This window comes from Devosia sp. Root436 (assembly GCF_001426345.1).
Taxonomy (GTDB): domain Bacteria; phylum Pseudomonadota; class Alphaproteobacteria; order Rhizobiales; family Devosiaceae; genus Devosia.
This window is the reverse complement of the sequence record NZ_LMEM01000001.1, coordinates 172,504-184,697: the sequence shown is the minus strand read 5'-3', so window position 1 is coordinate 184,697 and position 12,194 is coordinate 172,504. Positions and strand designations below refer to the sequence as shown.

Genomic DNA, 12,194 nt, shown 5'->3' with positions numbered 1-12,194 from the left:
CTGAATGTAGAAAGTCGATCCAATCCTAGGCGGGCCCTGCGCGCAAACGAAAAGGGCGGTTGCGAAGCTCGCAACCGCCCTCGAAATCATCTTGCGAAACCTTCGCTTACGCGGCTTCGAACTCGTCTTCGTCGCGGGCCTGCACCGGGCCGCTGTCGAGGCCCTTGGCGTTGACGTCGCGGTCGACGAACTCGATCACGGCCATCGGGGCATTGTCGCCATAGCGGAAGCCGGCCTTGAGGATGCGGATGTAACCGCCCTGGCGTTCCTTGTAGCGCGGGCCAAGCACGGCGAAGAGCTTGGCAACCTGGCCTTCGTCGCGGATCTGGGCGATGGCCTGGCGGCGGGCATGCAGATCCCCGCGCTTGCCCAGCGTGATCAGCTTCTCGACGATCGGACGCAGGTCCTTCGCCTTGGGCAGGGTGGTGACGATCTGCTCGTGCTTGATCAGCGCGGCGGACATGTTGGCGAACATAGCCTTGCGGTGGCTGGCGGTTCGGCTGAGCTTGCGGCCGGAATTACCGTGGCGCATGGTTATCTCCTAAAGTGCTTGGCAGCGCGATCAGTAGTGATCTTCGTAGCGCTTGGCGAGGTCATCGATATTCTCGGGTGGCCAGTTGGCAACGTCCATTCCGAGATGAAGCCCCATCTGTGCCAGGACTTCCTTGATTTCATTGAGCGACTTGCGGCCGAAGTTCGGCGTCCGCAGCATCTCGGCTTCCGTCTTCTGGATGAGGTCGCCGATATAGACGATGTTGTCGTTCTTGAGGCAGTTGGCCGAGCGGACCGAAAGTTCGAGCTCGTCGACCTTCTTGAGCAGGGCCGGATTGAAGGCCAGCTCGGGCACGGCATCCTGTGCCTTTTCCTTGCTGGGCTCCTCGAAGTTCACGAACACCGACAGCTGGTCCTGGAGGATGCGCGCGGCATAGGCCACGGCATCTTCCGGCGACACGGCGCCGTTGGTCTCGACCTGCAGGGTCAGCTTGTCCTTGTCGAGGCTTTCGCCCGCACGTGTCGCATCGACCTTGTAGCTGACGCGACGAACCGGGGAGAACAGCGCATCGACCGGGATATAGCCGATCGGGGCATCTTCGGGACGGTTCTTGTCGGCAGCGACATAGCCCTTGCCGGTATCGACGGTGAATTCGATGTTGATCTCGGCGCCGTCATCGAGATGGCAGATGACCAGCTCGGGATTCAGCACTTCGATATCGCCGGTGACCTTGATGTCGCCGGCAGTCACGGCACCCGGACCCTGGCGGCTGAGGGCGAGGCGCTTGGGGCCTTCGCCACCCATCTTCAACGCGATTTCCTTCACGTTGAGGACCAGGTCGGTGATGTCTTCCCGCACGCCCGGAAGCGAGGAGAATTCATGCAGGATGCCGTCAATCTGGATTGCGGTAACTGCCGCGCCCTGGAGCGACGACAGCAGCACGCGACGCAGGGCGTTACCCAGGGTAAGCCCGTAACCGCGCTCAAGCGGCTCGGCAACCACCGAGGCCACGCGCGCGTTGTCGCTGCCCGAAACAATCTCCAGCTTGGTCGGCTTGATCAGTTCTTGCCAGTTCCTCTGGATCGTCACGGTTATGTCCTTTCAAAATCGCGGCCCCAGCCCCGGAGCCGCACCGCCGCAAACGCAATAAGACTCCCGGCCCATTCTATCGGCCGGGAGCTCTTCAATCGGTCTAGATTAGACGCGGCGCCGCTTGCGCGGGCGGCAGCCATTGTGCGGGATCGAGGTCACGTCGCGGATCGAGGTGACGTTGAAACCGGCAGCCTGCAGCGCGCGAAGCGCCGATTCACGGCCCGAACCGGGACCACGAACCTCGACTTCGAGGGTCTTCATGCCGTGTTCCTGCGCCTTCTTGGCAGCATCTTCGGCAGCAACCTGGGCCGCATAGGGGGTCGACTTGCGCGAGCCCTTGAAGCCCATCACGCCCGAGGAGGACCACGAAATCGTGTTGCCCTGCATGTCGGCGATGGTGATCATGGTGTTGTTGAACGAGGCGTTCACGTGGGCAACGCCCGAAGTAATATTCTTGCGTTCCTTGCGCTTGACGCGCGTGGTTTCAGTCTTAGCCATCTAATTCCTCTGATCGATATCAGCGCTGCCGTTAGCGAAAGTGCCCCGGCAGCTACATCGAAGAACCCGAAGCGGGTTCTTACTTCTTCTTGCCGGCGATCGGCTTGGCCGGACCCTTGCGGGTGCGGGCGTTGGTGTGGGTGCGCTGGCCGCGAACCGGCAGGCCGCGACGGTGGCGCAGGCCACGATAGTTGCCCAGGTCCATCAGGCGCTTGATGTTCATCGCCACATTGCGGCGAAGGTCACCCTCCACGACATAGTCGCGGTCGATAGCTTCACGGATCTGGATGACTTCGGCGTCGGTGAGCTCGTTCACACGGCGCTCCGCCGGAATGCCAACCTTGGTGCAGATATCCTCGGCGAACTTGTCGCCGATCCCGTGGATATACTGCAGCGCGATGACAACGCGCTTATTCGTCGGGATATTGACGCCAGCAATACGAGCCACGTCTGCTCTCCTTCATTCAGCGCGAACCATCACGGCTGGCGCCCATATAACAACAAGGGACCGGACTTCGACCCCCAACGATGTGGAGAACCGAATCCAGCCCAATAATCCATGAGACTGACGCGGTTCTTTAAGGGCTCGATTCCGCAGAGTCAACTGCCAAACCCAGCCCGGTAATCAGTGGGCGATCGCAGCCTTGATGGCTGCAGTCACCTGGTCGACCGGCTCCATGCCATTGACGGTCTTGAGCAGACCCCCTTCGGCATAATAGGCCACCAGCGGAGCAGTCTGCTCCTGGTAGACGCCGAGGCGCTTGCGCAGCACCTCCTCGTTATCGTCGGCACGCGCGCCGCCCGATTCCTTGGCGCGCTGGATCACCCGGCGCACCAGTTCATCGGCATCGGCCTTGATTTCGATGACCGCATCGAGCTTGACGCCCTTGTCGACGAGCATCTGGTCGAGCGCTTCGGCCTGCGCGATGGTGCGCGGGAAGCCGTCGAGGATGAAGCCCGGCTTGCAGTCCTCGGCGTCGAGGCGCTCGGAGACGATGCCGTTGACGATGGCGTCGGAGACGAGGTCGCCGCGATCCACGATGGCCTTGGCTTCGAGCCCCAGCGGGGTCTTGGCGGCGATTGCAGAGCGCAGGATGTCACCCGTCGAGAGCTGGGGGATGCCGTAGGTATCGACGAGAATCTTGGCCTGCGTCCCCTTCCCCGCTCCCGGCGGTCCGAGCAGTATCAACCTCATCGACGCTTGCCTCCTCCAAGACGGGACTTCTTGACCAGCCCCTCATATTGCTGGGCGATCAGATGGCTCTGGATCTGGCTGATCGTATCCAGGGTCACCGTCACCATGATCAGCAGCGAGGTGCCGCCGATGAACTGGCTGATGGCCATCTGGCTGAACAGCACTTCGGGGATCAGCGCCACGACGGTCAGGTAGAGAGCGCCAATCACCGTGATGCGCGTCAGCACGTAGTCGATATGGGCCGCGGTGCGTTCGCCCGGACGGATGCCCGGAATAAAGCCGCCGGAGCGCTTGAGGTTATCGGCCGTCTCGGACGGGTTGAACACGATCGCCGTATAGAAGAAGGCGAAGAAGATGGTCAGGCCGCCATAGACGAAGAGGTAGAGCGGCTGGCCGCGCCCCAGCAGCGCCGTGATCGTCTGCAACCAGCCAATGCCGGTGCCCTGGGCGGTGAACGAGGCCACCGTCGCCGGCAGCAACAGCAGCGACGAGGCAAAGATCACCGGGATGACGCCCGAGGTGTTGAGCTTGAGCGGCAGATGCGAGCTGTCGCCCTGGAACATCTTGTTGCCGACCTGGCGCTTCGGATACTGGATCAGCAGCCGCCGCTGGGCCCGCTCGAAGAACACGATGCCGGCGATGACCACCAGGGCCAGAACCAGCATGCCGGCCGCTGCGATGCCCGGAATGGCGCCGGTGCGGCTCAGTTCCAGGGTCTGCGCGATGGTCGTGGGCAGGTTGGCCACGATACCGGCAAAGATGATCAGCGAAATGCCGTTGCCGACGCCGCGCGAGGTGATCTGTTCGCCCAGCCACATCAGCAGCATAGTGCCGCCGACCAGGGTGACCACGGTCGAGATGCGGAAGAACCAGCCCGGATTGAGCACGACGCCCTGGCTCGCTTCGAGGCCCACGGCGATGCCATAGGCCTGCACGGCGCAGAACACCACGGCCAGGTAGCGGGTATACTGGTTCATCTTGCGACGGCCGGCCTCGCCACCTTCCTTCTTCATCGCCTCGAGGCGCGGAGAAGCGGTCGCCACCACCTGCACCACGATGGAGGCGGTGATGTACGGAATGAGGTTGAGGGCAAAGATCGCCATGCGCTCGACGGCACCGCCGGCGAACATGTTGAACATGCCGATAATGCCCTGCTGGCTCTGTTCGAACGTCGCACGGAAGGCATCCGGATCGATGCCCGGAACCGGAATGAACGTTCCCAGACGATAGACGAGCAGCGCGCCCAGTGTGAACCAGATGCGCTGCTGCAGAGCCTTCGCCTTGGAAAAGGTCGAGAAATTGAGATTACGTGCCAGCTGTTCGGCTGCGGACGCCATATATCGCTCCTATGGCTTCAAGGCCAGGTGCGCTCGGAGCGCTTCGGGAGCATATGGATCTACGTCCCTAACGCAACAAACCAAAACAGCGCACCCGGCCGGAGCCGGATGCGCGATGCTGACAGATCAGCCAGCGTAAGGGGTCTTCTTCCACGGCGCCTTGGCCGGGATGAGCTCGACCTTGCCACCGGCCGCCTCGATGGCAGCGGCAGCGCCGGCAGTCGCGTAGTTGACCTTGAAGGTGACCTTCTTGGCCGTGAAGCCGGCGGCGCCGATCAGGCGGACACCGTCCTTGGCGCGGCGGATCACGCGGGCGGCGATCAGCGCTTCAGCGTCGATCACACCCTTGATGTCCAGCTTGCCGGAGTCGATATAGGCCTGGATGCGGTCGATGCGGACTTCGTTCCAATCCTTGGGATTGAGCGCGTTGAAGCCACGCTTCGGCATACGCATGTGAAGGGGCATCTGGCCGCCTTCGAAGCCGTTGATCGCAACACCCGAGCGTGCGGTCTGGCCCTTGCCGCCGCGGCCGCCGGTCTTGCCCTTGCCGGAACCGATACCGCGACCGACGCGGATGCGGAGCTTGTTGGCGCCGGGATTGTCACGAAGTTCGTTCAAACGGGTCATGGAAACGTGCTCCCTCTTACTCGCCGACGACGCGGACGAGGTGCGGAAGCTTGTTGATCATGCCGCGAACTTCGGGCGTATCGATCAGCTCGCGCTGCTTGTTCATCTTGTTGAGCCCGAGACCGATCAGGGTCGCGCGCTGCACCTTGTCGCGGCGGATCGGCGAGCCGATCTGCTGCACGGTGATCATCTTCTTTTTCTCAGCCATGATTTATCTCCTGACCTCGGGCAATCAAGCTTCGACTGCAGTCTCGCCGCGGCGAGCCTGGAGTTCCGAAACCTTGAGGCCGCGGCGGGAAGCAACCGAGCGAGGGCTGTCGACGCGCTTCAGCGCATCGAAGGTGGCCCGCACCATGTTGTAGGGGTTGGCAGTGCCCTGCGACTTGGCAACGATATCGTTGATGCCAAGCGTCTCGAACACGGCGCGCATCGGACCGCCGGCGATGATGCCGGTACCCGGAACGGCGGCACGCAGAATGACCTTGCCGGCGCCGTGGCGGCCCTGCACGTCATGGTGCAGCGTACGCGCATCGCGCAGCGGAACGCGGATCATCTGGCGCTTGGCCTGCTCGGTGGCCTTGCGGATCGCTTCCGGCACTTCACGGGCCTTGCCGTGACCGAAGCCGACGCGGCCCTTCTGGTCGCCGACAACGACGAGTGCGGCGAAGCCGAAGCGACGGCCGCCCTTGACCACCTTGGCCACGCGGTTGATGTGGACCAGGCGATCGACGAATTCGCTTTCGCGTTCTTGAACGTCTCTGCTCATAATGTTTCTTTCCTTGTCCGTGCCTAGAACTGCAGGCCGCCCTCACGGGCAGCGTCTGCAAGGGCCTTTACACGGCCATGATAGATATATGCCCCGCGATCGAAGATCACTTCGGCGACGCCGGCCTTGGTGCCGCGCTCCGCGATCAGCTTGCCGATCGTTGCAGCGGCTTCCGAAGTTGCGCCATTCTTGACCTTGGACTTGATGTCCTTGTCGAGCGTCGAAGCAGCAGCCAGCGTACGGCCGGTCGCGTCGTCGATGATCTGGGCGTAGATATTCTTGTCCGAACGGAAAACTGACAGACGCGGACGACCGAAGGCACGAGCCTTGAGCGCCTTGCGGACACGAGCCTTGCGGCGGTCCGCACCTTTTGCACTGATAGCCATTGCAGGCGCTCCTTACTTCTTCTTGCCTTCTTTGCGGAAGACCTGTTCGCCCAGGTACCGCACACCCTTGCCCTTGTAGGGCTCAGGCTTGCGCCATGCACGAATGTTCGCCGCAACCTGGCCAACCTGCTGCTTGTCGATACCAGTGATGACGATTTCCGTCGGCGCCGGCACGGCAAGCGTAATGCCCTTGGGGGCCTCATAGATCACTTCGTGGCTGAAACCAAGCGACAGCTTGATATCCTTGCCCTGCATGGCGGCGCGATAGCCAACGCCCTGGATCGCCAGCTTCTTTTCGAAGCCGGTGGAAACACCGGTGACCATGTTCTGGATCAGTGCACGGGTCGTGCCCCAGGCGGCACGGGCAAACTTGGTGTCGTTTGCCGGAGAAATGGAAACGCCGTCGTCCCCCTGCTCCGCATTCACGACATCCATCAGCTCGATGCTCAGTTCACCCTTCGGGCCCTTGGCGGTGACGGTACGACCATTGATCGTGACCGTGACGCCGCTTACCGGTGCGACCGGTTTCTTGCCAGTACGTGACATTCTAGTTCAATCCTTGAGTAATCGTCTTACCCCGGATTCCAAGGCTCGAAAGCCTTAGAATACGCGGCAGAGTACCTCGCCACCAACGTTGGCAGCCTTGGCTTCGTGGTCGGCCATCACACCCTTGGGGGTGGAGAGGATCGAAACACCGAGGCCATTGGCAACCTGCGGAATATTCTTGACGGAGGCATAGACCCGGCGGCCGGGACGCGAAACGCGCTCGATCGTGCGGATGACGCCTTCGTTATCCGAGTACTTGAGTTCGATTTCGTACTCGGAAGCGCCGTTCTCGAACTTGGTCTCCGAGTAGCCGCGGATGAAACCCTCGGACTGGAGAACATCCAGCACGCGACCACGCAGGGTCGATGCCGGAGTCGAAACGGAATTCTTGCGACGCTCCTGGGCGTTGCGGATGCGGGTCAGCATATCGCCGATTGGATCGGAAAAGCTCATCTTCGGTTCTCCTTACCAGCTCGACTTCACGAGACCCGGGATCTGTCCCAGGTTGCCCAGCTGACGCAGAGCGATACGGCTCAGCTTCAGCTTGCGATAGTAGCCGCGGGGACGACCCGAGACTTCGCAGCGGTTGCGCACGCGGACCTTGGCGGAATTGCGCGGCAGCTCGGCCAGCTTGAGCTGGGCGGCAAAGCGCTCGTCCATCGGAATGGACGGATCCTTGGTCTGCTTCTTGAGAGCGGCGCGCTTGGCAGCATACTGCTTGGCCAGCGCAGCGCGCTTGTTGTTCTTAATGATGGAGCTGGTCTTTGCCATGTCCTGATCCTTTTTCCCTTCCCTGTCCGCTTACTGGCGGAAGGGGAAGTTGAATGCCTTGAGCAGCGCGCGAGCTTCATCATCGGACTTCGCGGTCGTGGTGATCACGATGTCCATGCCCCAAACCTGATCGATCTGATCATAGTTGATTTCGGGGAAAATGATGTGTTCCTTGATACCCATGGCGTAATTGCCACGGCCATCGAAAGAGTTCGGGTTCAGCCCGCGGAAGTCGCGAACGCGCGGCAGCGCGACATTCACCAGGCGGTCAAGAAACTCGTACATGCGGGTGGAGCGAAGGGTGACCTTCACGCCGAGCGGCATGTTCTCGCGCACCTTGAAGCCGGCGATCGACTTGCGAGCGTAAGTGATGACCGGCTTCTGGCCGGCAATCTTCTCGAGCTCGGCCGCAGCGGACTTCACCTTCTTGGTGTCGTTCACCGCTTCGCCAACGCCGATGTTCAGCACGATCTTCTCGAGCTTGGGCAACTGCATGACGTTCTTGTAGGAGAACTGCTCCTGCAAGGCCTTGCGAATATTGCCTTCGTACTCGGTACGAAGACGCGGAACGTAAGCTGTCTCAGCCATCGATCGAATCTCCGGTCGACTTGGCGACGCGCGTCTTCACGCCGTCCTTGATCTGGAAACCGACGCGGCTGGGCTTGCCATCCTTGTCGGCGATCGCGAGGTTCGACAGGTGGATCGGCGCTTCCTTGGTGAAGATGCCGGCATCGGTCGACGCGGTCTGCTTGGTGTGGCGACGGACCAGGTTGATACCCTGGACGAGTGCCTTGGTTTCGGTCGGGATGACCGACAGGACCTGGCCGGTTTTGCCTTTGTCCTTGCCAGCCAGGACGACGACCTTATCGCCCTTTTTGATCTTGGCAGCCATTACAGCACCTCGGGTGCGAGCGAAATGATCTTCATGTGGTTCTTGGCGCGGAGCTCGCGCGGAACCGGCCCGAAGATACGAGTGCCGATCGGCTCTTTCTGATTGTTGATCAGAACCGCGGCGTTCTTGTCGAAACGGATGACGGTGCCATCGGGGCGGCGAATGTCGTAGGCGGTGCGAACCACCACGGCCTTCATAACCTGTCCCTTCTTAACGCGGCCACGCGGAATAGCGTCCTTGACCGAGACGACGATGATGTCGCCGATCGAAGCGTATTTACGATGCGAACCGCCCAGCACCTTGATGCACATGACGCGACGCGCGCCGGAATTATCCGCGACGTCGAGATTGGACTGCATCTGGATCATGACTGGATGCCTTCTTGTTGAACCGGCTTGACCGTCATCCGGTTCGCCGACCTAAAACTAAATTCTCTTACGCGGACGGAGCCGAAGCATCCTGAACGAGCGTCCAGCGCTTGTTCTTGGAGATCGGCGCGCACTCTTCGATCCAGACCACCTGGCCCACCTTGGCCACATTGGCCTCGTCGTGAGCATGGTACTTCTTGGACCGGCGCACGGTCTTCTTCATCACCGGATGCGTGAAGCGGCGCTCGACGCGCACCACGACCGTCTTATCATTGGCGTCGGAGACCACAGTCCCCTGCAAAACGCGCTTTGGCATGGTCGCGGCTCCTTACTTCGCTGCGTTCTTTTCGCCGAGGATCGTCTTGATCCGCGCGATATCGCGGCGGACAGACTTCACCTGGGCGGGCTTTTCCAACTGCTGGGTAGCGCGCTGGAAACGCAGGTTGAACTGTTCTTTCTTGAGGTCGACGAGCTGGTCCTTCAGTTCGTCTGCGGTCTTGCTCCGCACATCACTGGCTTTCATGCTCGCGGTCCTTAGTCGGCAATGCGGGTGACAACCCGCGTCATGATCGGAAGCTTCATGGCGCCGAGGCGCAGGGCTTCCTTGGCAACGTCCTCGGGGACGCCGTCGATTTCGAATACGATGCGGCCGGGCTTCACGCGGGCCGCCCAGTATTCCACCGAGCCCTTACCCTTACCCATACGCACTTCGGTCGGCTTCTTGGAAACCGGCACGTCCGGGAACACACGGATCCACACACGGCCCTGGCGCTTCATCTCGCGGGTGATCGCGCGGCGGGCCGCTTCGATCTGGCGGGCGGTGACGCGCTCGGGTTCGGTTGCCTTGAGGGCATACTGGCCGAAAGCGAGGTCCGTGCCACCCTTGGCAACGCCATGGATGCGGCCCTTGTGCGCCTTGCGGAACTTGGTCTTCTTAGGTTGCAGCATAATGAACTAACCTTCTTATGCGCGTTCGCGGTCACGGTCGCCGCGCTCACGGCGCGGTTCGCGTTCAGCGCGCTGGCCACCCTGATCGGCGCCTTCGGTGGCGCGACGCTCATGGGCAGTGGGATCGTGCTCGAGGACTTCACCCTTGAAGACCCAGACCTTGATGCCGATGATGCCATACGTGGTCTTGGCTTCGGCAGTGCCGTAGTCGATATCGGCACGCAGCGTATGCAGCGGCACGCGACCTTCGCGGTACCATTCGGTACGGGCGATGTCGGCGCCACCGAGGCGGCCACCAACGTTGACGCGGATACCACCGGCGCCCATGCGGATCGCCGTCTGCACGGCGCGCTTCATGGCGCGACGGAAAGCCACGCGGCGTTCCAGCTGCTGGGCAATGCCCTGGGCAACCAGCGTCGCATCGGTTTCGGGCTTGCGCACTTCAACGATGTTGATGTGCACTTCGCTGTCGGTGAACTTCTTCACCTTGGCGCGGATCTTGTCGATGTCAGCGCCCTTCTTGCCGATCACGATGCCCGGACGGGCAGTGTGGATCGACACGCGGCACTTGCGGTGCGGACGCTCGATGACGATCTTCGACACTGCGGCGGCCTTGAGGTCTTCCAGCAGCATGGTGCGGATCTTCAGGTCTTCCTGCAGCAGCGTGCCGTATTCGCCCTTGTTGGCGAACCAGCGGCTGTCCCACGTACGGTTGATGCCGAGGCGGAAGCCGATTGGATTGATCTTCTGGCCCATTATGCGGCCTCCTCAACTTGCCGGACGATGATCGTCAGATGCGCAAACGGCTTTTCGATGCGCGACGAGCGGCCACGGCCACGAGCGGTGAAGCGCTTCATTACAAGCGAATTACCAACAAAGGCTTCCGCAACGACGAGAGCGTCGGTGTCGAGGCCATGGTTGTTCTCGGCATTGGCAATGGCGCTCTCGAGCACCTTCTTGACCTGGCCGGAAATGCGCTTGTGGCTGAATTCGAGTTCGGCCAGAGCCTTCTCGACCTTCTTTCCGCGGATCAGCTGGGCCAGAAGGTTGAGCTTCTGCGGGCTGATGCGCAGCATGCGCAGCACAGCCTTGGCCTCGTTGTCCTTGAGCGCGCGCTGGGTTTTTGGCTTGCCCATCTTACTTCCTCTTGGCCTTCTTGTCGGCCGCGTGACCGTAATAGGTACGGGTCGGGGCGAACTCGCCGAACTTGTGGCCGATCATGTCTTCGGTGACGTTGACCGGAACGTGCTTCTGGCCGTTGTGAACACCGAAGGTGATACCGACGAACTGCGGCAGGATGGTCGAACGGCGGCTCCAGATCTTGACCACGTCGCTGCGGCCGGATGCGAGGGCCTTCTCGGCCTTCTTGAGCATGTAGCCGTCGACGAACGGCCCCTTCCAGATTGAACGGGTCATGGCTTACCTGCCCTTCTTCACGTGACGGCTGCGAACGATGAACTTGTCCGTCGCCTTGTTGCTGCGGGTCTTCTTACCCTTGGTCGGCTTGCCCCACGGGGTCACCGGATGACGGCCACCCGAGGTACGGCCTTCACCACCACCATGCGGGTGGTCGATCGGGTTCATGGTCACGCCGCGGTTGACGGGCTTGCGGCCCAGCCAACGGCTACGACCGGCCTTGCCAAGCGAGGTATTGGAGTGATCCTGGTTCGACACGGCACCAACGGTAGCCAGGCACGAACCATGCACGCGGCGCTGCTCCCCCGAGTTGAGGCGAAGGATCGCCCAGCCCTGGTCACGACCGACATACTGGGCATAGGCACCAGCCGAACGGGCGACCTGGCCGCCCTTGCGGGGCTTCAGCTCGATATTGTGGACGATCGTACCGACCGGCATGCGCTCCAGCGGCATCGCATTGCCGGGCTTCACGTCGACGGCGTTCGTCGAGGAGATGACCTTGTCGCCGGCACTGAGACGCTGGGGAGCCACGATATAGGCGAGTTCGCCGTCTTCGTACTTCACCAGGGCGATCCAGGCCGTGCGGTTCGGATCATATTCCAGGCGCTCGACCGTGCCGACGACGTCGAACTTGACGCGCTTGAAGTCGATCAGGCGATAGGTGCGCTTGTGACCGCCACCACGATGGAACGTGGTGATGCGACCGCGATTGTTGCGCCCACCGGACTTGCTGAGGCCTTCGGTCAGGGTCTTGACCGGCTTGCCCTTCCACAGTTCCGAACGATCGGTCGTCACGAGCTGACGGCGGCCTTCGGAGGTGGGATTGTAATATTTCAGAGCCATTTTGTTCTGTCTCTTC

At 61.6% G+C, this 12,194-nt stretch carries 23 protein-coding genes; all 23 read right to left on the bottom strand.

The genetic code is table 11. The features are described from left to right. Nucleotides 1–106: 106 nt before the first annotated feature. Nucleotides 107–532 carry a 50S ribosomal protein L17 gene (rplQ, locus tag ASD04_RS01010; RefSeq protein WP_056232674.1) on the bottom strand — a complete coding sequence of 142 codons (426 nt, stop codon included), beginning with the start codon at nucleotides 530–532 and terminating at the stop codon, nucleotides 107–109. A gap of 30 nt (nucleotides 533–562) precedes the next feature. Further along, nucleotides 563–1,588 (bottom strand): DNA-directed RNA polymerase subunit alpha, encoded by a 1,026-nt coding sequence (locus tag ASD04_RS01005; RefSeq protein ID WP_244488239.1) that lies wholly within the window; start codon nucleotides 1,586–1,588, stop codon nucleotides 563–565. A 102-nt stretch (nucleotides 1,589–1,690) separates the two neighbouring features. Next, entirely contained in the window at nucleotides 1,691–2,083 is a 393-nt protein-coding gene (rpsK, locus tag ASD04_RS01000; RefSeq protein WP_035102656.1) for a 30S ribosomal protein S11, read from the bottom strand. A gap of 79 nt (nucleotides 2,084–2,162) precedes the next feature. Then, entirely contained in the window at nucleotides 2,163–2,531 is a 369-nt protein-coding gene (gene rpsM / locus ASD04_RS00995; protein WP_056232669.1) for a 30S ribosomal protein S13, read from the bottom strand. Between the two features lie 177 nt (nucleotides 2,532–2,708). Continuing rightward, nucleotides 2,709–3,278 (bottom strand): adenylate kinase, encoded by a 570-nt coding sequence (locus tag ASD04_RS00990; protein WP_056251260.1) that lies wholly within the window; start codon nucleotides 3,276–3,278, stop codon nucleotides 2,709–2,711. Then, nucleotides 3,275–4,615 carry a preprotein translocase subunit SecY gene (gene secY, locus ASD04_RS00985; protein ID WP_056251257.1) on the bottom strand — a complete coding sequence of 447 codons (1,341 nt, stop codon included), beginning with the start codon at nucleotides 4,613–4,615 and terminating at the stop codon, nucleotides 3,275–3,277. The genes ASD04_RS00990 and secY overlap by 4 nt, the downstream gene beginning before the upstream one ends. A 126-nt stretch (nucleotides 4,616–4,741) precedes the next feature. After that, nucleotides 4,742–5,242, bottom strand: coding sequence for a 50S ribosomal protein L15 (gene rplO, locus ASD04_RS00980; RefSeq protein ID WP_056251254.1), 501 nt, complete (start codon nucleotides 5,240–5,242; stop codon nucleotides 4,742–4,744). Nucleotides 5,243–5,258: 16 nt separating this feature from the next. Then, nucleotides 5,259–5,450 (bottom strand): 50S ribosomal protein L30, encoded by a 192-nt coding sequence (gene rpmD, locus ASD04_RS00975; protein WP_056251250.1) that lies wholly within the window; start codon nucleotides 5,448–5,450, stop codon nucleotides 5,259–5,261. 24 nt (nucleotides 5,451–5,474) lie between these two features. Then, a complete protein-coding gene (gene rpsE / locus ASD04_RS00970; protein ID WP_056232660.1) occupies nucleotides 5,475–6,008 on the bottom strand; it encodes a 30S ribosomal protein S5 in 534 nt (177 codons plus the stop codon). A 23-nt stretch (nucleotides 6,009–6,031) separates the two neighbouring features. Next, a complete protein-coding gene (rplR, locus tag ASD04_RS00965) occupies nucleotides 6,032–6,394 on the bottom strand; it encodes a 50S ribosomal protein L18 (protein WP_056251248.1) in 363 nt (120 codons plus the stop codon). Nucleotides 6,395–6,406: 12 nt separating this feature from the next. Beyond that, complete coding sequence (gene rplF / locus ASD04_RS00960; RefSeq protein ID WP_056251245.1) at nucleotides 6,407–6,940, bottom strand: 50S ribosomal protein L6; 534 nt, start codon at nucleotides 6,938–6,940, stop codon at nucleotides 6,407–6,409. 54 nt (nucleotides 6,941–6,994) lie between these two features. Beyond that, complete coding sequence (gene rpsH / locus ASD04_RS00955; protein WP_056232655.1) at nucleotides 6,995–7,393, bottom strand: 30S ribosomal protein S8; 399 nt, start codon at nucleotides 7,391–7,393, stop codon at nucleotides 6,995–6,997. 12 nt (nucleotides 7,394–7,405) lie between these two features. After that, nucleotides 7,406–7,711, bottom strand: coding sequence for a 30S ribosomal protein S14 (rpsN, locus tag ASD04_RS00950; protein ID WP_056251241.1), 306 nt, complete (start codon nucleotides 7,709–7,711; stop codon nucleotides 7,406–7,408). Nucleotides 7,712–7,741: 30 nt separating this feature from the next. Beyond that, nucleotides 7,742–8,299 (bottom strand): 50S ribosomal protein L5, encoded by a 558-nt coding sequence (gene rplE, locus ASD04_RS00945; protein ID WP_056251238.1) that lies wholly within the window; start codon nucleotides 8,297–8,299, stop codon nucleotides 7,742–7,744. Continuing rightward, entirely contained in the window at nucleotides 8,292–8,603 is a 312-nt protein-coding gene (gene rplX, locus ASD04_RS00940; protein WP_035102637.1) for a 50S ribosomal protein L24, read from the bottom strand. The genes rplE and rplX overlap by 8 nt, the downstream gene beginning before the upstream one ends. Further along, nucleotides 8,603–8,971, bottom strand: coding sequence for a 50S ribosomal protein L14 (gene rplN, locus ASD04_RS00935; protein WP_056251235.1), 369 nt, complete (start codon nucleotides 8,969–8,971; stop codon nucleotides 8,603–8,605). The genes rplX and rplN overlap by 1 nt, the downstream gene beginning before the upstream one ends. A 67-nt stretch (nucleotides 8,972–9,038) precedes the next feature. Beyond that, complete coding sequence (gene rpsQ, locus ASD04_RS00930; protein ID WP_056251234.1) at nucleotides 9,039–9,287, bottom strand: 30S ribosomal protein S17; 249 nt, start codon at nucleotides 9,285–9,287, stop codon at nucleotides 9,039–9,041. A gap of 12 nt (nucleotides 9,288–9,299) precedes the next feature. Beyond that, entirely contained in the window at nucleotides 9,300–9,494 is a 195-nt protein-coding gene (rpmC, locus tag ASD04_RS00925; protein WP_046172875.1) for a 50S ribosomal protein L29, read from the bottom strand. 11 nt (nucleotides 9,495–9,505) lie between these two features. Further along, nucleotides 9,506–9,919: a 50S ribosomal protein L16 gene (rplP, locus tag ASD04_RS00920; protein ID WP_056251231.1), complete on the bottom strand. Its 414-nt coding sequence runs from the start codon at nucleotides 9,917–9,919 to the stop codon at nucleotides 9,506–9,508. 15 nt (nucleotides 9,920–9,934) lie between these two features. Then, nucleotides 9,935–10,675 (bottom strand): 30S ribosomal protein S3, encoded by a 741-nt coding sequence (rpsC, locus tag ASD04_RS00915; RefSeq protein ID WP_056251227.1) that lies wholly within the window; start codon nucleotides 10,673–10,675, stop codon nucleotides 9,935–9,937. Next, nucleotides 10,675–11,055 (bottom strand): 50S ribosomal protein L22, encoded by a 381-nt coding sequence (gene rplV, locus ASD04_RS00910; protein WP_056232639.1) that lies wholly within the window; start codon nucleotides 11,053–11,055, stop codon nucleotides 10,675–10,677. The genes rpsC and rplV overlap by 1 nt, the downstream gene beginning before the upstream one ends. Nucleotide 11,056: 1 nt before the next feature. After that, the gene (gene rpsS / locus ASD04_RS00905; RefSeq protein WP_056232637.1) at nucleotides 11,057–11,335 is read right to left on the bottom strand and encodes a 30S ribosomal protein S19; all 279 of its coding nucleotides are present in this window, start codon (nucleotides 11,333–11,335) and stop codon (nucleotides 11,057–11,059) included. A gap of 3 nt (nucleotides 11,336–11,338) precedes the next feature. Continuing rightward, nucleotides 11,339–12,178, bottom strand: a complete 840-nt coding sequence (gene rplB / locus ASD04_RS00900) for a 50S ribosomal protein L2 (RefSeq protein ID WP_056251224.1) — start codon at nucleotides 12,176–12,178, stop codon at nucleotides 11,339–11,341. Nucleotides 12,179–12,194 lie beyond the last annotated feature (16 nt).

Bases quoted from the DNA above. Each gene is read 5' to 3' on its own strand.
- rplR (WP_056251248.1), bottom strand. From the start codon at position 6,394: ATGGCTATCAGTGCAAAAGGTGCGGACCGCCGCAAGGCTCGTGTCCGC.
- rplV (WP_056232639.1), bottom strand. From the start codon at position 11,055: ATGGGCAAGCCAAAAACCCAGCGCGCGCTCAAGGACAACGAGGCCAAG.
- rplN (WP_056251235.1), bottom strand. From the start codon at position 8,971: ATGATCCAGATGCAGTCCAATCTCGACGTCGCGGATAATTCCGGCGCG.
- ASD04_RS00990 (WP_056251260.1), bottom strand. From the start codon at position 3,278: ATGAGGTTGATACTGCTCGGACCGCCGGGAGCGGGGAAGGGGACGCAG.
- secY (WP_056251257.1), bottom strand. From the start codon at position 4,615: ATGGCGTCCGCAGCCGAACAGCTGGCACGTAATCTCAATTTCTCGACC.
- rplB (WP_056251224.1), bottom strand. From the start codon at position 12,178: ATGGCTCTGAAATATTACAATCCCACCTCCGAAGGCCGCCGTCAGCTC.
- rpmC (WP_046172875.1), bottom strand. From the start codon at position 9,494: ATGAAAGCCAGTGATGTGCGGAGCAAGACCGCAGACGAACTGAAGGAC.
- rpsC (WP_056251227.1), bottom strand. From the start codon at position 10,675: ATGGGCCAGAAGATCAATCCAATCGGCTTCCGCCTCGGCATCAACCGT.
- rplE (WP_056251238.1), bottom strand. From the start codon at position 8,299: ATGGCTGAGACAGCTTACGTTCCGCGTCTTCGTACCGAGTACGAAGGC.
- rplQ (WP_056232674.1), bottom strand. From the start codon at position 532: ATGCGCCACGGTAATTCCGGCCGCAAGCTCAGCCGAACCGCCAGCCAC.
- rpsE (WP_056232660.1), bottom strand. From the start codon at position 6,008: ATGAGCAGAGACGTTCAAGAACGCGAAAGCGAATTCGTCGATCGCCTG.
- rpsN (WP_056251241.1), bottom strand. From the start codon at position 7,711: ATGGCAAAGACCAGCTCCATCATTAAGAACAACAAGCGCGCTGCGCTG.
- rpsK (WP_035102656.1), bottom strand. From the start codon at position 2,083: ATGGCTAAGACTGAAACCACGCGCGTCAAGCGCAAGGAACGCAAGAAT.
- rplP (WP_056251231.1), bottom strand. From the start codon at position 9,919: ATGCTGCAACCTAAGAAGACCAAGTTCCGCAAGGCGCACAAGGGCCGC.
- rplF (WP_056251245.1), bottom strand. From the start codon at position 6,940: ATGTCACGTACTGGCAAGAAACCGGTCGCACCGGTAAGCGGCGTCACG.
- rpsQ (WP_056251234.1), bottom strand. From the start codon at position 9,287: ATGCCAAAGCGCGTTTTGCAGGGGACTGTGGTCTCCGACGCCAATGAT.
- rpsH (WP_056232655.1), bottom strand. From the start codon at position 7,393: ATGAGCTTTTCCGATCCAATCGGCGATATGCTGACCCGCATCCGCAAC.
- rpsS (WP_056232637.1), bottom strand. From the start codon at position 11,335: ATGACCCGTTCAATCTGGAAGGGGCCGTTCGTCGACGGCTACATGCTC.
- rplO (WP_056251254.1), bottom strand. From the start codon at position 5,242: ATGACCCGTTTGAACGAACTTCGTGACAATCCCGGCGCCAACAAGCTC.
- rplX (WP_035102637.1), bottom strand. From the start codon at position 8,603: ATGGCTGCCAAGATCAAAAAGGGCGATAAGGTCGTCGTCCTGGCTGGC.
- rpmD (WP_056251250.1), bottom strand. From the start codon at position 5,450: ATGGCTGAGAAAAAGAAGATGATCACCGTGCAGCAGATCGGCTCGCCG.